The organism is Promicromonospora alba (genome assembly GCF_042654905.1).
In the GTDB taxonomy this organism is placed as follows: domain Bacteria; phylum Actinomycetota; class Actinomycetes; order Actinomycetales; family Cellulomonadaceae; genus Promicromonospora; species Promicromonospora alba.
Genome location: NZ_JBHSFI010000012.1, coordinates 125,182 through 144,520, shown reverse-complemented (window position 1 = coordinate 144,520; position 19,339 = coordinate 125,182). Strand labels below are relative to the sequence as shown.

17 protein-coding genes are annotated in these 19,339 nt (G+C 72.0%); 8 read left to right on the top strand and 9 right to left on the bottom strand.

The window, feature by feature from the left end; all coding sequences use genetic code 11:
* The first annotated feature begins 26 nt into the window (after positions 1-26).
* Positions 27-371: a hypothetical protein gene (locus ACFO6V_RS28560; RefSeq protein WP_377142643.1), complete on the top strand. Its 345-nt coding sequence runs from the start codon at positions 27-29 to the stop codon at positions 369-371.
* On the opposite strand, the gene ACFO6V_RS28555 is transcribed toward ACFO6V_RS28560, so the two are convergent.
* Genes ACFO6V_RS28555 through ACFO6V_RS28525 form a run of 7 tightly spaced genes read right to left on the bottom strand, consistent with a single transcriptional unit; the run spans position 368 to position 7,617 of the window.
* Entirely contained in the window at positions 368-1,768 is a 1,401-nt protein-coding gene (locus ACFO6V_RS28555) for an alkaline phosphatase family protein (protein ID WP_377142641.1), read from the bottom strand. The genes ACFO6V_RS28560 and ACFO6V_RS28555 overlap by 4 nt on opposite strands.
* Positions 1,765-2,982: a metabolite traffic protein EboE gene (gene eboE, locus ACFO6V_RS28550; protein ID WP_377142639.1), complete on the bottom strand. Its 1,218-nt coding sequence runs from the start codon at positions 2,980-2,982 to the stop codon at positions 1,765-1,767. The genes ACFO6V_RS28555 and eboE overlap by 4 nt, the downstream gene beginning before the upstream one ends.
* Positions 2,983-2,992: 10 nt before the next feature.
* Positions 2,993-3,871: a TatD family hydrolase gene (locus tag ACFO6V_RS28545; RefSeq protein ID WP_465264129.1), complete on the bottom strand. Its 879-nt coding sequence runs from the start codon at positions 3,869-3,871 to the stop codon at positions 2,993-2,995.
* 2 nt (positions 3,872-3,873) lie between these two features.
* Positions 3,874-4,518, bottom strand: a complete 645-nt coding sequence (locus ACFO6V_RS28540; protein WP_377142635.1) for an EboA domain-containing protein — start codon at positions 4,516-4,518, stop codon at positions 3,874-3,876.
* Positions 4,515-5,402: a sugar phosphate isomerase/epimerase family protein gene (locus tag ACFO6V_RS28535; RefSeq protein ID WP_377142633.1), complete on the bottom strand. Its 888-nt coding sequence runs from the start codon at positions 5,400-5,402 to the stop codon at positions 4,515-4,517. The genes ACFO6V_RS28540 and ACFO6V_RS28535 overlap by 4 nt, the downstream gene beginning before the upstream one ends.
* Entirely contained in the window at positions 5,399-6,421 is a 1,023-nt protein-coding gene (locus tag ACFO6V_RS28530) for an SCO3242 family prenyltransferase (protein WP_377142631.1), read from the bottom strand. Before ACFO6V_RS28530 ends, ACFO6V_RS28535 begins: the two co-directional genes overlap by 4 nt.
* Positions 6,418-7,617 (bottom strand): inositol-3-phosphate synthase, encoded by a 1,200-nt coding sequence (locus tag ACFO6V_RS28525; RefSeq protein WP_377142629.1) that lies wholly within the window; start codon positions 7,615-7,617, stop codon positions 6,418-6,420. Before ACFO6V_RS28525 ends, ACFO6V_RS28530 begins: the two co-directional genes overlap by 4 nt.
* Positions 7,618-8,014: 397 nt before the next feature.
* Between ACFO6V_RS28525 and cimA the strand changes: the two genes are divergently transcribed.
* Complete coding sequence (gene cimA / locus ACFO6V_RS28520) at positions 8,015-9,646, top strand: citramalate synthase (RefSeq protein ID WP_377142627.1); 1,632 nt, start codon at positions 8,015-8,017, stop codon at positions 9,644-9,646.
* Positions 9,647-9,715: 69 nt separating this feature from the next.
* On the opposite strand, the gene ACFO6V_RS28515 is transcribed toward cimA, so the two are convergent.
* On the bottom strand, positions 9,716-10,582 hold the full coding sequence (locus ACFO6V_RS28515) for a MurR/RpiR family transcriptional regulator (RefSeq protein ID WP_377142625.1): 867 nt from the start codon (positions 10,580-10,582) through the stop codon (positions 9,716-9,718).
* 177 nt (positions 10,583-10,759) lie between these two features.
* A complete protein-coding gene (locus ACFO6V_RS28510) occupies positions 10,760-11,890 on the bottom strand; it encodes an N-acetylglucosamine kinase (protein ID WP_377142623.1) in 1,131 nt (376 codons plus the stop codon).
* Positions 11,891-12,080: 190 nt separating this feature from the next.
* Between ACFO6V_RS28510 and ACFO6V_RS28505 the strand changes: the two genes are divergently transcribed.
* The 6 genes from ACFO6V_RS28505 to murQ all read left to right on the top strand — a co-directional run bounded on the left by ACFO6V_RS28505 (position 12,081) and on the right by murQ (position 19,256).
* On the top strand, positions 12,081-13,142 hold the full coding sequence (locus ACFO6V_RS28505) for a lipoate--protein ligase family protein (RefSeq protein ID WP_377142621.1): 1,062 nt from the start codon (positions 12,081-12,083) through the stop codon (positions 13,140-13,142).
* Positions 13,143-13,309: 167 nt separating this feature from the next.
* On the top strand, positions 13,310-14,605 hold the full coding sequence (locus ACFO6V_RS28500; RefSeq protein WP_377142620.1) for a sugar ABC transporter substrate-binding protein: 1,296 nt from the start codon (positions 13,310-13,312) through the stop codon (positions 14,603-14,605).
* Positions 14,606-14,652: 47 nt separating this feature from the next.
* Positions 14,653-15,561, top strand: coding sequence for a carbohydrate ABC transporter permease (locus ACFO6V_RS28495; protein ID WP_377142723.1), 909 nt, complete (start codon positions 14,653-14,655; stop codon positions 15,559-15,561).
* Positions 15,558-16,388 (top strand): carbohydrate ABC transporter permease, encoded by an 831-nt coding sequence (locus tag ACFO6V_RS28490; protein ID WP_377142618.1) that lies wholly within the window; start codon positions 15,558-15,560, stop codon positions 16,386-16,388. Before ACFO6V_RS28495 ends, ACFO6V_RS28490 begins: the two co-directional genes overlap by 4 nt.
* Positions 16,385-18,172, top strand: a complete 1,788-nt coding sequence (locus ACFO6V_RS28485) for a glycoside hydrolase family 3 N-terminal domain-containing protein (RefSeq protein ID WP_377142616.1) — start codon at positions 16,385-16,387, stop codon at positions 18,170-18,172. Before ACFO6V_RS28490 ends, ACFO6V_RS28485 begins: the two co-directional genes overlap by 4 nt.
* Positions 18,173-18,296: 124 nt before the next feature.
* Entirely contained in the window at positions 18,297-19,256 is a 960-nt protein-coding gene (gene murQ / locus ACFO6V_RS28480; protein ID WP_377142614.1) for an N-acetylmuramic acid 6-phosphate etherase, read from the top strand.
* Positions 19,257-19,339: the final 83 nt, after the last annotated feature.

Here is a 19,339-nt window from a genome sequence, read left to right as displayed (position 1 = left end):
TCGAAGCCCTGGCGGAAGGACCTGCCGTGCCTGACGAAGGACGCCCCACCGTGCCCACGGAGTCCGTGCCCGCGGAATCACCGGTCCGCGTGAAGCAGAGTGCTCAGCTGCGGATCGGGACGGCTCGGGTCGCCGTGATGGTCGCCGGCCCGCGCGAGGGCGTGCCGACGGCGCGCCTGCTCGTGCGCGCCGACGACGGCCGCCGCGCCCAGACCGACGTCGAGGTCGGTCAGCGGGTGGACCTGTTCGACGAGGGCGAGCTCGAGCTCGTCGGCGTCGAGGGCGGCCGCGACCCGAAGGAGAAGAGCGCCGTCCTGGTCCGGCACGTCCCCCACGGGCCCGGACCCCACCGGCCCCGAACAGAGTCCTAGCGGAGGCCCTGGAGGTCCAGGACCAGCTCCTTGACGGCGGACGCCGGGACCTGACCGGCGTCGTCGTCGACCCAGCGGGCCACCGACGCCGGGACGTCCGCGTCCGAGCACAGCACGAGCGGCGTGTCCGCCGACGAGTCCGGCAGGCGCCCGTGCGTCCCGCGCACGTAGGACGCGTCGAGCGGCGTCGTGCTCATGGCGTACCGCAGGCCGAGCTTCTTGCGCACCAGGTTCAGGCCCGCCTTCGCCTTGGCCAGGGGATCGGCGGGGTTGAAGAACAGCTCGGCGGGGTCGTAGCCGGGCTTGCGGTGGATGTCGACACCGCGCGCGAACTCGGGCGCCCGGTCGTCGTCGAGCCAGTAGTAGTACGTGAACCACGCGCGCGGCTCGGCAACGACGACCAGCTCGCCCGCGCGCTCGTGGTCCAGCCCGTACTTCGCCTGCGCCTCGCGGTCCAGGACCTCGTCGACGCCGGGTACGCCCCGCAGCAGGTCCGCGACCCGGTTCACGTCCGAGGCGTCGTCGACGTACACGTGCGCCACCTGGTGGTCGGCGACGGCGAAGGCGCGTGAGGTCCACGGGTCGAGCTGTTCGCGGCCGTCCTGGGTGTAGACCTCCAGGAAGCCCTCGCGCCGCAGGATCCGGTTGATGTCCACCGGCTGGTTCGCAGGCCCGATGCCGTACTCCGACACGACGACGACGGTGACGCCCGCCGCCTCGGCGTCGTCCAGGAGCGGGGTCAGCACGACGTCGAGCTCGGCCGCCGCCCGGTCCGCCTCGGGCGACTCCGGACCGAACCGCTGCAGGTCGTAGTCGAGGTGCGGCACGTACGCGGTGGTGAGCTGGGACTTCCGGGTCCGCAGCAGGTGCCGGGTCACGTCGACTATCCACCGCGACGAGGCGATGGATGCCGTCGGGCCCCAGTAGGTGAACAGCGGGAAGTCGCCGAACCTGCCGACCAGGTCGTCGTGCAGCGCCGCCGGCCGGACGTACGCGTCGGGCGACTTGCGCCCGTCGGCGTGGTAGATCGGGCGGGGCGTGATCGTGACGTCAGTGGTCATGCCCATCGCGTACCACCAGCAGACGTTGTCGGCGGTGTACATCGCGTCGTGCCGACGGCCCGCCTCCCAGATCTTCTCGCCCCCGACCAGCTTGTTGTGCTGCCGCCAGAGGTACACGTCGCCGAGCTCACGGAAGTACCAGCCGTTGCCGACTATCCCGTGCTCGGCCGGCATCAGGCCGGTGAGCATCGTCGACTGCACGCTGCACGTCACCGCGGGCAGCACGGTGGCGAGCTCGGACTGCCAGCCGGCTGCGGACAGCCGCCGCAGCCGCGGCATGTGGGCCAGCGCCCGGGCGGTGAGCCCGACGACGTCGAGCAGCAGGACGGGCCTCATGCGTAGGTTCCTTCCGGAGAGGTGGCGGCGGCGGTGCCGGTGGCGTCGGCGCGGATCAGCAGGTTCTCCCGGGCCCAGCGCAGCTCCGCGGCGATCCCGGTGACGAGCTCGTCGGCGCCGTCGGGAAGCACGTCGGGCGGCAGGACGGACCACGTGTACGTCTCGACGTCGAGGTGCGCCTCGGCGCCGTGCGGCGCGGCCCGGACGGCGGCGACGGCGTCGCGCAGCACCTGGGTCGTCGCCGTGAGCGGAGGCGCGGGCTCGTGGTGCAGCGGCACGTGGAAGTGCACGCGCCACGGGCCCTCACCTGGCAGGCCAGGCCGGCGCTCGGTGTCCCCGAGCGCCACGGGCAGGTCGTCCGAGGCCAGCACGTCGCCGGTCGCCGTCAGCTCGCGTACCTGGTGCAGGTACCGCTTCTCGACGAACCGTCCGACGGCGTCCCGCGCGCCCGGCGCGGACACGTCCGCGACCTCCAGGGCCGCGGACGCCTGCACCTTCACCACGCGCAGGCCCGCGTCGGTGATGCGGCGTACGGCGCCCGCGGGGTCGGCGAACGACACCGCCAGGTGGCACGTGTCCAGGCAGACGCCGACGTACTCGGGGTCGATCCGCCGGTCCTCGGGCCACTCCGGCCCTGTCCGGGCGGCGAGCCACGCCACGACGTCCTCCACCGTGTCGAGCACGCAGCCCGGCTCCGGCTCGACGGCGATCCGCACGGTCCTGCCCGTACGCCGTTCCAGCTCGCGCAGCTCTGCCGAGAGCGTGGCGAACGCCTTGGTCGCCTCGTCGTCGTCGGCGCGGGTCCAGGGCGCGCGCCACGCCAGGGGCAGGGTGGAGATCGACCCGGGGACGCCGTCGGGCAGCAGGTCGGCCAGCACCCGCGCGCACGCGAGCACGTAGTCGAGGCGGGCGCGCTCGGCCCAGGTGGGGGAGTAGACGGCGAGCTTGACCACCTCGCGGTGGAACCCGCCGTACGGGAAGGCGTTCAGGGTGTGCACCTGCAGGCGGTGCTCGGCGAGCGCCGCGCGTAGCCGTTCCCGGTCCTCGGCGGACGAGTCGAGGCGGTGTGCCAGCTCGGCGGGCAGCCACAGGCCGACGCCGAGGGTGTCGAGGCCCGCGGCCTCGCGCACCGGGCCGGCGTAGCGGGCGAGCTGGTCGATGACCCCGTCGAGGTCCTCGGAGGGGTGGACGTTGGTGCAGTAGGAGAGCAGCATCGTGGTCCCTTCAGGCCCGCGCGCCGCGGAGCACGGACGAGCCCTCGAACTCGACGCCGGGGGTTGGTGGCGCCCCCTCGGTGAACCCGGGGACGGGATCGAGCACGAGGTTGCCGGACTGCCCGTAGAACGCGACGGGGTTGCGCCACAGCACCTGGTCGACGTCGTCGTCGGTGAACCCGGCGGCGAGCATCGCCCGGCCGGTCTTCGCGGTCTTGAGCGGGTCCGAGCGGCCCCAGTCGGCGGCGGAGTTCACGATCATGCGCTCCGTCCCGTACTCCTTGAGCAGCGCGACCATGCGGTCCTCGTCCATCTTGGTGTCGGGGTAGATGGAGAACCCGGCCCACGCCCCGGCGTCGCGCACCAGCTCTACGTTGGTCTCGTTGAGGTGGTCCACGAGCACCCGCTCGGGCGGCAGGCCCGACTCCCGCACCACGTCGAGGGTGCGGCGCGTGCCGGCGAGCTTGTCGCGGTGCGGGGTGTGCACCAGGACGGGAAGCTCGGCGTCGTGCGCCATCTGGAGCTGGGCGGCGAACACCTCGTCCTCCTCGGGCGTCATCGAGTCGTAGCCGACCTCGCCTACGGCCACGACGCCGTCCTTGAGCAGGTAGCGGGGCACCTCGGCGAGCACCTCGCGCAGGCGCGGGTCGTTCGCCTCCTTGGGGTTGAGCGCGATGGTCGCGTGGTGCCGGATGCCGAACTGCGCGGCCCGGAACCTCTCCCAGCCGAGCAGGGAGTCGAAGTAGTCGGTGAACGAGCCCACGCTGGTGCGCGGCTGCCCCAGCCAGAACGCGGGCTCGACGACGGCGCGCACGCCCGCGGCGTACATGGCCTCGTAGTCGTCGGTGGTGCGGCTCGTCATGTGGATGTGGGGGTCGAGGATGCGCAACGTCACTCCTTCGTGAGCCGGTCGAGATCTGTAGGTACTGGACGGCCGGCCGCCCGGCGTTCGGCCGCGAAGTCGCGGGCCATGCGGTCCAGCTCGTCGTCGGCCCGGGTGTCCAGGTCGCTGACGGCGCCGAGGCTCACGCCCTGGAAGACGAGCTTGAGGACCGCGTGCCGCCACGTGTGCTGGTCGAGGTACCGGGCCCCGAACGGGCCGACGGCGGCCGCGACGAGGCTCGGGTCGTTGGCGCGCAGGGCGTCCGCGGCGAGGTCGAGGCCTGCCGCGACGAGCGCCCCGGCGTCACCGCCACCGAGGCCGCCCTGTTCCGTGAGCGCGTCGAGCCCGCGCAGCACCCCGCGCCGCTCGGCGGCGTCGCCCTGGCGGTAGAGGGAGACCAGGCGGTCCGCGCAGTCGGGACCGGTGCCGACCGCATCTGCCAGCGCGACGACGAGGGCCGCCCGGGCGGCGTCGTCGACTGTGCCGTGCACGACGCCGGACGGGTCGGCGTCGGGCTGCCGCGGCGCGCGACCCACCCGGCGGGCGGCGAACGCGAACGCGCGGGTGATGCTGTCGGGGTCGCGGGCGACCTCGGCAAGGGCAGTGGTCAGCCAGTCCGAACCGGCCCGGTCGATGGGGAGGTCGGCGTTCATTGCCCGGTCCTTTCTCCGGTGGGCGTGCCGATGACGGCGCCCCACGCCCGCATCAGGGCCGCGCGGCTGTCGAGGGCGAGCCGGGGGGCGTCGTGCGAGTGGCGGGGCAGCTCGACGGCGGCGACCCCCGTGTAGCCGATGTCGGCCAGGGTGGCGAGCACCATCGGCAGGTCGATGGCGCCCTCGCCGAACGGCCTGTGCTCGTGGTGCGTGCGCGGCATGTCGTCGAGCTGCACGTTGCTCAGGTACGGCGCGGCGGCGCGGAGCGCGCCCTCCACGCCGCCGGGCTCCACGACGAGGCAGTGCCCGACGTCGACGGTGATCCCCAGCTCGGGCGGCAGGCCGACGTCGGCCAGGAGCCGCAGGGCGTCGTCCACGGTCTCCACGAGCATGCCCGGTTCGGGCTCGACCGCGAGCCGCACCCCGCGCTCCCCGGCGTACTCCACCAGCGCCGGGATCCGGTCCCGGAGCCTCGCCCAGCCGTCCGCCGGGGCGGCGTCGTCCGGCAGGATCCCCGAGAAGAACGAGACGCACCGGGCGTCGAGGTCCGCGGCGATCTCGACGGCTCGTTCGAGGTAGCGCATGCGCAGCGTGGCGTCCCGGTCGACGAGCGTGGGCCGGTGCTTGTGCAGCGGGTCGAGCAGGTACCGGGTGCCGGTCTCCACGACCACCGCCGCACCCGTGCCGCCGCGCATCCGCGCGAGATGGGCGCGGAGCGCGGTGACGTCGTCGCCGGCCAGCGGCGCGAACGGGTCGAGGTGCGGAAAGCCCAGGGTGAGCGCCACCGCGTCGTACCCGACGTCGTCGAGCACGTCGAGCGCGCTGTGCAGCGGGTGGTCGCCGAAGCCGTTGGTGCCGTAGCCCAGCAGGAACGGGGGCTTCATGTGATGCTCACCCCTGCCTTGCCGCGAGCACGGCCCAGGAACCGCAGCCCGTACCCGACGGCGGCGACGCCGGCCAGGAGCGCCGTCGTGCCGAGGCCCCCCGAGCGGGCGGCCCAGGTGGCCTGGAGCGGCACCATCGCCTGGATCCCGGACCGGGTGGCGGCCTTGGCGTTGCCCGCGGTCGGCGTGACCGCCGTGCGGACCTGCGCGGGCAGGCAGGCCGCCGCGTAGGCGCCCGCGGCCGCGACGGTGGTCCAGCGGACGGCCGTGCGCCGGCCGGTGGAGCCCGCGGCGGGCGCGGTGGCAGCGGCAGCGGCAGCCCCCGCGAGGGTGCCGACGGCGACGCCGCCCGCGACCCGCGTCGTCGTGCCGTGCACCTCGCCGCGCGAGAGCACCGTGACGCCGAGCGTGTGGGCGGCGAGGCCCGCGGCGGCCGGGAGCGCGGACCGCAGGTGCCCCGGCGTCGCGCCGAGCAGCACGTCCAGCCCGCGGCAGGCAGCCATGACGAACGGCCCCGTGGGGTGGTCCTTGGCGACCAGGTCGTAGGTCCAGACGCAGGCGGCGAGCGGCACGGCGACCGCAAGGGCCCGGCGTCCGCCCGCGAGGCCTGCCGCCGCCACGCCGGCCGCGGTGAGCGCCGTGCCCACGCCCAGCGCGCCGCGCGGCGTGACCCGGCCGGAGGGGATCGGCCGTTCGGGCCGTTCGACGGCGTCCAGGTGCCGGTCGGCGTAGTCGTTCAGCGCCATACCGCCCAGGTAGAGGCAGGCCGACGCGACGGGGAGCAGGGCGTGGCGGCCCCGGAGCGCCGTCGGCGTCCCCGCGCGGGCGGCGGCCAGCCCGGCGAGCGAGTCGCCGACCACGCTCAGCGCGGCGGGCGCCCGGACCAGCTCGCCGATGTCCCGGAGGCTCGGCCGCACATCAGGCAGGCGTGGGGCCGTGTACCGGGCGGGTTCGTCCGACGAGTCGCGGAGTGGAGGGTCGAAGCGGGGGGTGAACCGGGGTTGCGGCACCGGGTTCATCGTTGAACCTGCGCCGACGTACGACGGACCCATTCCTCGAGGGCGCGGGCCTGATCGGCGGCGTCGTGCACGTCGGAGCCCCACGGATCCTTGAAGAAGAATCCCAGCTCCTCGATGGTCCCGCTGATCCCGGCGGCGTGCGCGAGCGCGAGCAGGCGGGCCAGGTCCAGCACGAGCGGCGCGGCGAGCATCGAGTCGTGGGCGCTCCAGGTGGTCTGGAGCGTGAGCCGCGAGCCGAGGAAACCCTCGACGTGCACGTGGTCCCAGGCGACCTTGATGTCCCCGAGGTCGGGCACGTTGTCGATGTGCAGGGGCGTCGTCTCGCTGCCCGTCAGCGCTGTCAGGCCGCGGGCCTTCGTGGCGAGCTTGCTGCGGACGGCGTCCGGGTCGGCGAGCGTGGCGCCGTCGCCGCCGCCCAGCAGGTTGGTGCCGGACCACGACAGCACCTTCAGGTTGCGCGCGGCGAACGCCGGGGCCAGGACGGTGCGCAGCCAGGTCTGGCCGGTCTTGCCGTCCTGTCCCGCGACGGGGATGCCGCGCTCGCGTGCGAGCCGGGCCAGGGCGGGGATGCCCATGCCGGCCGACGGCGTGAAGGCGGCGTACGCGGCTCCGGCAAGGATCGCCGCGTACGCCGAGACGGAGGACGGCGGGAGCACCGCGCGGGTCGGGTCCGCCAGGGCGGTGAGCAGGGCGTCGGTGTCGTCGTGCTCGGGCACGTGGACGACCGGTGGCTCGGTCGAGGAGAGGTCCACCAGCACTACCCGGGCCAGGTCGTGCCGCTCGCGGAAGGAGGTGATGTCGGCCGCGAGGCGTTCGGCGACCGCCTGCTGAGAGGCGTTCTCCTTGCCCGCGTGCGGGTCGTACCCGGGACGCACCTCAGCGTCGGCCCGTTCGAGCGCGTCGTGGGTCGCGGCGAGCAGCCGCGGCGGGATCATCCCCGTCTCGACGAGGGCTTCCGCCCGCTTCGCCATGGTGACGGAGGAGATGTCGTGCCCGCCCACCACGAGGTCGGCGAACCCGGGCAGCCCCGCTGAGGCGAAGGGTTCACGTGCCGTGACGCAGCCCGTCGGCGGGGACTGCCCGTCGGCGATGGCCGCGAGGCCTGCTGTTGCGGTACTGGCCACGGAGCCCCTGGCTCCGACGAACCAGATCCCCGTGCGTTCTGCTGCATCGTGGCGTGCAGAGGCGTCGTGCATCATCGCTCCCCGGTTCGACGTCGTCGTCCCGAGCAACCTATCCCGGACTTATGGCGATTAGCAAACAAAAGTTCAAACATCCGCGTAAGAAGCGAGATGCCCGACATGGACCGGAACTTCTCCGCCGCTGACGGACGCGGCCCGGAGAAGCTCGGGCGGCCCGCTGGTCCGCCTGCTGGTCACCACTTCCGTCGTCCGCCGCGCTATGGCACGATGACCCGCATGACGACCCCGCGCTCCACCCTGCGACTGGTGATCATCATTTCTTAGCGCGTCCGGAGACACCCCACCGGACGCGCAGACCTTCCACACTCGGAGGGTCTTTTTTTGTTGGCCCGTCAGCCCCGCTCCAGCGGGCGCGTCAGCCATCTCGTCAGCCACATCGTTGGGAGCATCGATGACCACCGCCTCGTTCCAGGTGTACGACACGACGTTGCGCGACGGCGCGCAGCAGGAGGGGATGAGCCTCTCCGTCTCCGACAAGCTCGCTATCGCGGTACTCCTCGACGAGCTGGGCGTCGGTTACATCGAGGGCGGCTGGCCGGGCGCGGTCCCCAAGGACACCGACTTCTTCGCGCGGGCAGCCTCGGAGCTCACCCTGAAGAACGCGGTGCTCGCCGCGTTCGGTGCGACGCGTCGCGCCGGGGTCCGGGCGGGCGACGACCCGCAGGTACGCGCCCTGCTCGACGCGGCGACCCCCGTCGTGACGCTCGTCGCCAAGTCGGACGTGCGGCACGTGGAGCGGGCGCTGAAGACGACCCGCGCCGAGAACCTCGCGATGATCGCCGACACCGTGAGCTTCCTCGTCGCGGAGGGCCGCCGTGTGGTCCTCGACGCCGAGCACTTCTTCGACGGCTACCGGCACGACGCCGACTACGCGACGAGCGCCGTCACCACCGCGTTCGAGGCGGGGGCGGAGGTCGTCACGCTCTGCGACACCAACGGCGGGATGCTGCCGACCTGGGTCGGCGAGGTGGTGCGCGAGCTGCGCGCCCGGACCGGCGTCGGCCCGGAGCAGAGGCTCGGCGTGCACGCGCACAACGACAGCGGGTGCGCCGTCGCGAACTCGCTCGCCGCGGTCGAGGCCGGCGCGACGCACGTGCAGGGCACGGTCAACGGGTACGGCGAGCGCACGGGCAACGCCGACCTCGTCACCGTCGTCGCCAACCTGGAGCTGAAGGCCGGCATGTCGCTCCTGGCCGACGGCGGCCTGCGGGAGGCCGCCCGGATCTCGCACGCCATCAGCGAGATCACGAACATCTCGCCCTTCGCGCGCCAGCCGTACGTCGGGGCGAGCGCGTTCGCGCACAAGGGCGGGCTGCACGCCAGCGCCATCCGCGTGGACCCGGACATGTACCAGCACACCGACCCCACCCTGGTCGGCAACGACATGCGCATGCTCGTCTCCGACATGGCCGGCCGGGCCTCGATCGAGCTCAAGGGGCGCGAGCTCGGCTTCGACCTCGCGGGCCAGGGCGAGCTGCTGTCCCGGGTCACGAACCGCGTGAAGGAGGACGAGGCGGCCGGCTACACCTACGAGGCCGCCGACGCGTCGTTCGAGCTGCTGCTGCGGTCGGAGCTGGGCGGCCGCCCGGAGTTCTACACGGTCGAGTCGTGGCGGACCATCATCGAGACCGTCCCCGCGGGTGCCGCCCCGCCGTCGGTCCACGCGCCCGACGCCGTCGCCGTGGCCGAGGCGACCGTGAAGATCCGGGCCGGCGGCGAGCGCATCGTGACGACGGGGGAGGGCAACGGTCCGGTCAACGCGCTGGACCACGCGCTGCGGACCGGGCTGTCCCGCGTCTACCCGGAGCTCAGCCGGTTCGAGCTCATCGACTTCAAGGTACGCATCCTCGACCAGGAGCTCGGCACCGACGCGATCACGCGCGTGCTGATCGAGACGACCGACGGCGAGCACTCGTGGTCCACGGTCGGCGTCGGGCCCAACGTGGTCGAGGCGGCGTGGGAGGCGGTCACCGAGGCGTACGTGTACGGCCTCCTGAAGTCGGGCGTGGAGCCCCGCCTGTAGCAAGGTCCGCGAAGTAGAGCGCCTGTCCGAGTCTCCCTGGCGACACCCAGGGAGACTCGGACAGGCGCTCTACTTCGCGGACCCTGCTTGGGGGTCAGGCGACCGGGGCCGCCGGGTGCTCCGTCTTGGCCCTGCCCAGGTCGAGACGCTGGTCGCGCACCGCTTCGACGTCGCCTTGATGGCGATCGACGAGCGGTCGTACGTGCGCTGCGCGACGCGGACGAACAGGTAGTCCACGACAGTGAGCTGCGCGATGCGGCTCGACATGGCCCCGACCCGGAACTGGGTCTCGCGGGCCGTGGTGGCCAGGACGACATCGGACACGAGGCCGATCGGCGCGTCCGGGAAGTTCGTGATCGCCGCGGTGAGGGCGCCGCGCTTGCGTGCGATCTCGAGCGCCTGGTTGGTCTCCCGGGTCTGACCCGAGTGCGACACGGCGATCGCGACGTTGCCCGGCTCGAGCAGCGCCGACGAGGCGAGCTGCTGGTGCGGGTCGGGCGAGGTGAACACGAAGACGCCGATGCGCTGCAGCTTCATCGCGAGGTCGGCGGCGGCGAGGTTGGACGAGCCGACGCCGTAGACGTCTACCCGCTTGGCCTCGGCGATGGCCGTGGCCACCCGCTCGATCGCGTCGGTGTCGATCATGCGGGCGGTCTCTTCGATGGTCCGCGCCTCGTGGAACGCGATCTTCGAGACGACGGCCTCGATGTCGTCGGTCTGGTTGATCTCGCCTTCGGCGATGCCGGACCGCTCCATCTCGACCTCGCGCCGGCTGGTCGCCTGGGCCAGGTCGATCCGGAACTCGGGGTAACCCGCATAGCCGACGGCGCGGCAGAACCGCACCACCGTGGCCTGTGACGTGTCCGCGTGACCGGCGAGCTCCGTGATGGTCGACTGGACGACGGTGTTGGGGTCGTCGAGGACCGTCTGAGCCACTCTGGCTTCTGCTGGTCGCAGCGTCGGTAGTGCGCGCCTGAGTCGGACGAGGACGTCACCTGTCATGTCGCATCTCCCGGGATGGGGTGGTGGGGGTCTGGGGCTCGTGAACATACACCCGTACCGGGGATTCGGGCATAACGCAGTAGTAAAGGACCTGGCCAGAGCAACAGCCGGTCACTGAAGCTCGTCACCAGGCAGTTCGGTGGCCGAGAGCTCTGCGGCGAGGATCTCCTTGGCGCCGGTGTCTTCCGGAGTCTCGTGCAGGGTGTGGTGGCCGTCGACACGGACGGTCAGCCACGGGCGGAAGCCACCGACCGACTGCGGCGCGTTGGTCAGGCGCCGGGCCAGGGTGAGCGCACCGTCCAGCGGCGTGCCGCCGCTGGGTACGAGGGAGACGTCGGGCCGGTCCTCGGAGAGGTGCTTGGTCAGCGACACCGTGAGCGGTGACTCCTCCTGCACCAGGCGGCCGGTCGTCGAGGCGAGTGGCGGGATCCCGCGGCCGAGCGCGCTCGAGAGCGTGTCGGCGAGGTGCCGCCCGGCCTCTTCGAGGATGCGGATCGACGTCGGGTCGCCCTCGGCAGCGGCGATGATGACCTCAGGGGCCATCGAGGCGAGCTGCTTGGCGCGCTCAGCGTTCTTGTAGAACTGGTTGGGCCAGCTCTCGATGAGGCCGAACTTGGCTACGGCTGCTTCCAGCAGGCGCTTCGAGGCGCCGCGGCTCGCGCCGTCGTGGTACCGACCGGCGGCACGCAGTGCCTCGCCACCGACCCAGACACCGGCTCCGAGGTCACCGAGCAGGTGGCCCCAGCCGTCGGCGCGACGCCAGCGGTTCACACCGTCGAACCCGAACGCGACAGCACCCGTGCCGACGGAGAGCACGGCACCAGCGCGCCCGCGGAGGGCTCCGATGTGTGCGGTGAGCGCGTCACCCGCGACGGCGGTCCGGTTGGTCCGCAGCTCGCGGGCCAGGATGTCGTGGATCTCCATGGGCTTCTCGACCAGGGAGGTCAGCCCGGTGATGCCGACGGCGGCGGACGAGACGGGAGCGGTGCTGCCGTCGCTCATGCCGTCGTGGCCCATGCGAGCGGCCCACGCGTTGAAGGACTGGCACAGGGAGGCGACGACCGCCGCGGCATCGCTGCCGTGGTGGTTCACCTTCACGGCGCGGCCGGTCAGGCTGATGCGCTCGGGGTGCGTGGAGTTGCCGAACTCTGCGACCAGGCGCGAGCCACTACCGCCTACGTCGAGAGCGACGACCCAGGCGTCGATCGCCACTTCATCGATATCCAGTGCGAGTTCGGACACCAGGTCATTCTGACACGGAACCGGGGCAAGGATGTCTAAAGAAAGGAGGAAATTCTGGTCTGTTCTGCCGCGCCATCTTGCCAAATGTCGCTTGTGTCCGACCGGTGTGCCCGACGCCGGAGTCGCACCTTCCGTACCAAGGGCGGATCCGGCGCCGGACACCGCAGGCACCGTCGCCTACTGTGAACACGTGCGCGGAGAGTTCAAGGTTCCACACGGAAAGCTGGTTCGTGTCGAGACCGAGGTGGTCGACACCGAGGGGCCGGCCGGCCGGCTGGCCGACACGAGGGTGAGCGGGGACTTCTTCCTCGAACCCGACGAGGCCCTGGAGGCCATGGGCGAGGCCCTCGACGGACTGCCCGCCGACGCCTCCAAGGCCCAGCTGGCCGAGGCGGTGCGGGGGGCGCTGCGGGGTGCCACCGCCGTAGGGTTCGACGCCGACGCCGTGGCCGTCGCCGCCCGGCGGGCGCTGGGCCACGCGACCGCCTGGGAGGACCACGAGTTCCAGGTGATCCGCACCCCCGCGGTGTCGCCCCTGCTCAACGTCGCGCTCGACCAGGTGCTGACCGAGGAGCTGGGTGCCGGACGGCGTGGGCCGACCCTCAGGTTCTGGGAGTGGGACGAGTCCGCGGTGATCATCGGATCGTTCCAGTCGCTGCGCAACGAGGTGGACGTCGAGGGCGCCGCACGGCACGGGGCCCGCGTGATCCGGCGGATCTCCGGGGGTGGCGCCATGTTCATGGAGCCCGGCAACACCATCTCGTACTCCCTGTACGTGCCGGGCTCGCTCGTGGACGGGCTGAGCTTCGAACGGTCCTACGCGTTCCTGGACGACTGGGTGATCGGCGCCCTGCACGGGCTCGGCATCGACGCCGCGTACGTGCCGCTCAACGACATCGCCTCGCCGGCCGGCAAGATCGCCGGCGCCGCCCAGAAGCGGCTCGCCGGGGGCGCCGTCCTGCACCACGCGACCATGGCCTACGACATGGATGCCGACAAGATGACGGACGTGCTGCGGATCGGGCGCGAGAAGCTCAGCGACAAGGGCACCCGCAGCGCCAACAAGCGCGTGGACCCGCTGCGCTCCCAGACCGGGCTCGGCCGGACCGCGGTGATCGACGCGCTGGAGGCGTCGTTCCGTGCGCGGTACCGGACCGTGACCGGCGAGATCACCGCCGCCGAGTGGGCGCTCGCCGAGGGCCTGGTCGAGTCGAAGTTCGGCACGCAGAAATGGACCGCCCGCGTGCCATAGGCCTCAGGCGATGATGAGCAATCACAGTTTGGTAACACCCCTAGCAGATCATTCATCACGACAGTAATCTCCACGCAATGCCGCGTATTGGGAATTTCATTTCTCAGCAATTTCACCTGGCTACTCTCGCGGCGCTCAGCGCAGGACCAGCGGAAGGAAGCCGAACGATGACTCGAGCGATGCGGCGGCCCATAGCGGCGGCCACCGGTGCACTGCTGATCGCGGCCACGACGGCGGCGTGCGCCGGCGGTAGCGGGAGCGGCGACGGCGAGGGAGACGGCTCCCTCAGCGTGTGGATCATGCAGGGCACGAACCCGGACGCCGAGGACTTCTTCGCAGACGTCTCCACCGCGTTCGAGGAGCAGACCGGCGCGACGCTCGACGTTGAGTTCGTCGAGTGGGGCGACGCGCACGACCGGTTTGTCACCTCCATCGCCGGCGGTACCACCCCCGACGTCGCGGAGACCGGCACCACCTGGACGCCCGAGTTCGCCGACGCCGGCGCGCTCGCGCCGCTCGACGAGTACGTGGACGGCGCCGGGATCGGCGACGACCTGGTCGAGGGCCTCGTGGAGGCCGGGACCTACGACGAGCAGCTCTACGGCATGCCCTGGTACGCCGGCGTGCGCTCGCTGGTCTACAACACGGAGATGTTCGAGCAGGCCGGCGTCGAGCCGCCCACCACGTGGGCCGAGCTCGAGGAGGCCGCGGCGGGGCTCAAGGAGGAGTACCCCGACAAGATCGCCGTCGCCGTCCCGGGCGACGCCGAGTTCACGGTCTACCCGTGGGTGTGGGGTGCGGGCGGCGAGGTAGCCACGCTCGAGGGCGACACGTGGACGTCGGGTCTCGACAGCCCCGAGTCGCAGGAGGGCATCGAGTTCTGGACCGGGCTGGCCACCGAGGGTGACTACTCCTCGGAAGGCGCCACCACGTGGCGGGAGACCGACGTGCTCGACGCGTTCGCAGCGGGCGACGTCGGCATGGCGGTCATGGGCTCCTGGACGCCGGCCGCGATCGTCGAGGCGAACGCGGACATGGAGGGCAAGTTCGCCGCCGTGCCGATCCCGGGCAAGGAGGGCGGCATCGCCCCCTCGGTCCTCGGCGGCTCGCACCTGAGCATGTTCGAGACGGCCGAGGACAAGGAGCTGGCCTTCGCGTTCATCGAGATGATGACCACCGGTGAGTTCGCGCAGCAGTGGGGCGAGCAGTCCGGGTACTTCCCCGGCCAGGTCTCCCTGCTGGACGAGACCCTGGCGAGCACCGACCCGCTCGTGGCGCCGTTCGCGCAGCAGTTCGTCGAGGGCGGCGCCTCCGTGCCGGTCGCGCCCACCTACGGCGCGGTGCAGGCGAAGCTCACCACGAGCACGATGATGCAGTCGATCCTCTCCGGGGACGCGGACGTCGCGGAAGCGAGCAAGGCCGCCGCCGAGGAGATGACGAGCGTGCTGAACGGGTCTGAGTGACCCAGCAAGCGACTCAGCCGCTGGCGGAGACCCGTCCGCGAGAGAGGCTGCCGCGGCTCAGCCGGGCCAGGGCCGCCGTCGTGCGGCCCTGGCTGCTGCTCGCCCCCGCGCTGATCGTGCTCGCGGTGCTGCTGCTGTGGCCGCTCGTGCGGGTGTTCCTCTTCTCCCTGCAGGACTACGGCCTGCGCGAGATCACCACCGGCGAGCCGAACTGGATCGGCACGGCGAACTACGCCGAGATCCTCACGTCCCCCGAGCTGTGGACGGTGGTGCTGCCCAACACCGTCGGGTTCGCCGTGCTGTCCGTGGCGGGGACCGTCGCGTTCGGCACCGGCGTCGCTGTCCTGCTCGCGTCGCTCGGGACCTTCTGGCGCACCGTCACGTCCAGCGCGATCATGGCGGCCTGGGCCATGCCGGCGGTCACCGGCACGTACGTGTGGGTCTGGATCTTCGACGCCGACCGCGGGGTCTTCAACGACGTCCTCATGGGTCTGGGCCTGTTGGACGACCCCACCAACTGGTTCACCGACCGGTGGTCGTTCTACGCCATCGTGCTCCTGAACGTGATCCACCACGGCTTCCCGTTCGTCGCGATCACGGTGCTCGCGGGGCTGCTCGGGGTGCCGAAGGAGATGCTGGAGGCCGCCGAGATGGACGGCGCCGGATCGTTCCGCAGGTTCTTCTCGATCATCGTTCCGCAGCTGCGGCAGGTGTTCGCCGTCGTGATCATCCTGTCGACGATCTGGGACTTCAAGGTGTTCGCGCAGGTGTACCTCATGCCCGGCGGCGCCGGCTCGAATCGATCGGTGCTCAACCTCGGGGTGTGGTCGTACGTCGAGTCGTTCGGGCAGAACAGGTACGGCTTCGGCTCGGCGATCGCCGTCCTGCTGACCCTGCTGCTGCTCGCGATCACCGCGGTCTACGTGCGTACCGTGCTGGCGGAGGAGGAACGATGAGCTCACGGCGCTCACCGCTGCGGCAGCTCGGCAAGGGCGTGCTCGTCGCGCTCCTGCTCGTGTTCACCCTGTTCCCCGTCTACTGGATGCTGAACAGCTCGCTCGACGCGCGGGCCGGGCACACCAGCAGCTTCTGGCCGGCCGAGCCGACCCTCGACCACTACGTGTTCGTGCTCACCGAGGGCGGGTTCGGCACGTTCCTGCGCAACTCCCTGCTCGTGGCACTCGGCACCGTGCTGGTCTCCTCGGTGCTGGCCCTGCTCGCGTCGGTCGCCGTGGCGCGGTTCCGGTTCCGGATGCGCACGCAGATCCTCATGCTGGTGCTGATCGTCCAGATGGTGCCGCTCGAGGCGCTCGTCATCCCGCTGTTCGTCCAGGTCCGTGACCTGCAGCTGCTGGAGACCCTGGCCGGCCTCGTGGTGGTCTACGTGGCGCTCGCGCTGCCGTTCGGGATCTGGATGCTGCGCGGCTTCGTCGCGGCGGTCCCGGTCGAGCTGGAGGAGGCCGCCTATCTCGACGGCGCGAGCTGGGGCCGGATGTTCTGGTCGGTCCTGCTGCCGCTGGTGGCGCCGGGCCTGGTCGCGACGAGCATCTTCAGCTTCATCACCGCGTGGAACGAGTTCATCTTCGCGATGACGATGCTCGGCGGCGCGACGGAGAACTACACGGTGGCGATCGGCCTGCGCTCGTTCTTCGGCGTCCACTCCAACGACTGGGGCGCCATCATGGCGGCCTCGACGATCATCACCGTGCCGGTCATGATCTTCTTCATCCTGGTCCAGCGCCGGCTCGCCTCGGGTCTGACCGCGGGGGCCGTCAAGGCATGACGGCGGAGCCCGCCGGGCCTGCGCGCACCGCCTCCCGCACCATCTCCCGCACCGCCTCCCGCACCGAGCGCGCGGTCAACGGCGTGCTCCTGCCGGGCTTCGAGGGCGTGCAGGTACCGGACTGGCTGGCCGACGCCGCGCGCGCCGGCCTGGCCGGCGTCGTCTACTTCGCGCGGAACACGCCGGACGTCGCCACCACCGCCGCGCTGTCCGCCGCCCTGCACTCGATCTCGCCCGACCTGCTGATCACGGTCGACGAGGAGGGCGGCGACGTCTCGCGGCTCGAGGCGTCGACCGGGTCGTCCCTGCCCGGTGCGGCGGCGCTCGGCGCCTACCCCGGCGGCGGCACCGTCTCCCTGGACGCCGGCCGGGCACTGGGCCGGCTGCTGGCCGCGACCGGCATCGACCTGCTCCTCGGCCCGGTGCTCGACGTCGTCTCCGAGCCGGACAACCCGGTGATCGGCGTCCGCGCCTTCGGAACCACGCCCGACGCCGTAGCCCGGCACGGCATCGCGTTCGCCCGCGGCGTGCGCAGTGCGGGTGTGGGCGTCTGCGGCAAGCACTTCCCCGGCCACGGCGCCACCACCGTCGACTCCCACGTGGGGCTGCCGGTCGTCGACGAGCCGCTCGACGTCGTCCGGGCGCGCGACCTGCTCCCCTTCGCGCGCGCCCTGCGGCCCGACGGCCGGGACACCGGCCAGTCGGCCCTCGACGCGGTCATGACCGCCCACGTGCTCTTCCCCGCGCTCGGCCCGGCGCCCGCCTCCGTCGAGCCGGCCGCCACCCGGCTGCTCCGCGAGCTCGGCCACACCGGCCCGATCATCACCGATGCGCTCGACATGGGCGCCCTCCGCCAGCTCACGGGCTCGGTGGGGGAGGCCGCCGTCCGCGCCGTCGAGGCCGGAGCCGACCTGCTCTGCCTGGGACTCGACCCGGCCCTGTACCCGGAGTCGTACGACGCGCTGAGCCGAGCCGTCGCCGCCGGCCGCCTGACCGTCGAGCGGCTCGAGGAGTCGGGGGAGCGCACGCAGGAGCTCGTGGCAGCGCTCGGGGACCGGCGGGCCGCAGCCGGTGCGGCGACCGGCGACCATGCCGCGCGGGAGGCGCTCGCGGACCTGTCGGCGCTCGGGGCGCACATCGCGGACGCCGTCGTGCACGTGCGGGGCGGCCGGCTGGTGCCGCTCGCGCCGGAGGCCGAACCCGACGTCGTCGACCTGCGCACCCGGCTGGACCATGCCGCCGGACGCACGGCCCGCCACGTGCAGTCCGCGATCGCGGCGGTATGGCCGGGCGCCAGGCTGTCGCGGAGTCCCTCACCGGACGAGGCCGGGAAAACGCCTGGTGAGGAGGCGGCCGGGGAGAGGGCTGCGGAACTTCTTCTCGACGAATCTGGACTTGCGGTGCTTATTGCCCGAATCTCCCGGTACGGTGTATCGGCGGATCTCGACAGAACTGGTGTCAAACGTGGCGCAGAATTTCCTGGGGGCGTTCCCCGGGGTGTGCCCCGCTCCGGACCACTCGTCGTGATCACCCGTGAACCCGTCCCGGGTTCGGCTGAACGTGCCTGCCTGGAACGGCTCTGGGCGGTCCGGCCGGATCTCGTAGTGGTCCACACGGGGCTTCCCGGACCGGTGGACGACTGGTTCGGGACGCTGAGTGGTGGTGGCCCGGCTGTCGTGGTGGCGTGCGGGACCGGACGAGCGAACGCGGCGGCCGCCGTCGAGCGTCTCCGCGGCCCTGTGGACCGGCGGGACAGCGAAGAACAGCGCAGCAGCGAGCAGTGAGAGCAGCCATGAGCGATGAGCAGTACGGGTTCCAGAAGAGGGACCGAGATCAACAGCAGGACAGAGACCGACAGCAGGACAGAGACCGACAGCACAGAGCAGGTAATGAGAGAGGGGCCCGCCGATGATCGCGGAGGCTGGATTCGAACGGCACGCACAGTCGTTGCCGCGCCCGGTCTCACCCACCGAGGAGCGCAACCCGCGGACCCGCGACATCGACGTGGTCTCCACGGCCGAGATGGTGCGCATGATCACCGACGAGGACGCCGCGGTGATCGCCGCCGTACGCGCCGCGCACCCGCGCATCGTCGAGGCGATCGACATCGCGGTGGACGGGATCCGCGCCGGCGGGCGGGTGCACTACGTGGGCTCTGGCACGTCGGGTCGCATGGGTCTGCTCGACGCCGCGGAGCTCCTGCCGACCTTCGGCGTGGGCGAGGAGATGTTCGTGCCGCACCTCGCGGGCGGGCTGAACGCCTTCAAGAAGGCGGCTGAGGGCGCGGAGGACGACATCGCGGCGGGTGGCGCGCTGGTCGCCGACGTCGGGCCGGCCGACATCGTGTTCGGGATCGCCGCCAGCGGCGGCACCCCGTACGTCGGGGGAGCGCTCGACATGGGCCGTGCCCGCGGGGCGCGCACCGTGCTGCTCGCGTCGAACCCCTTCGCGTCGCTGGCGCCCAAGGCGGACATCCCGATCCTGGTGAACACCGGGCCCGAGGCCATCACGGGGTCCACGCGCATGAAGGCCGGCACCGCCCAGAAGATGGTGCTCAACACCTTCTCGACGGCGGTCATGGTGCGGCTCGGGAAGACCTACTCGAACCTCATGGTCGAGGTGCTCGCGACCAACGCCAAGCTGCGCATGCGGCTGATCCGGCTGCTCACGCAGGCGACGGACCTGGAGCCGGACGTGTGCGAGAACGCGCTGGCCGCGACCGACGGCGACCTGCGGGCCGCGCTCGTGATGCTCGTGGCGGGCGTCGACCGGTCGGTGGCGACGCGTGCGCTGGCCATCACCCCGGGCAGGATCGGTGGCCCGTCCGTGCGTGAGGCGCTGGCAACCCTGGGCATCGCCCCGGCGTGACGCGAGGGGGTCCGCGAGGTGGGTTCCGCGAAGTAGAGCGCCTGTCCGGGTCTCCCTGGCGACACCGGGGAGACCCGGACAGG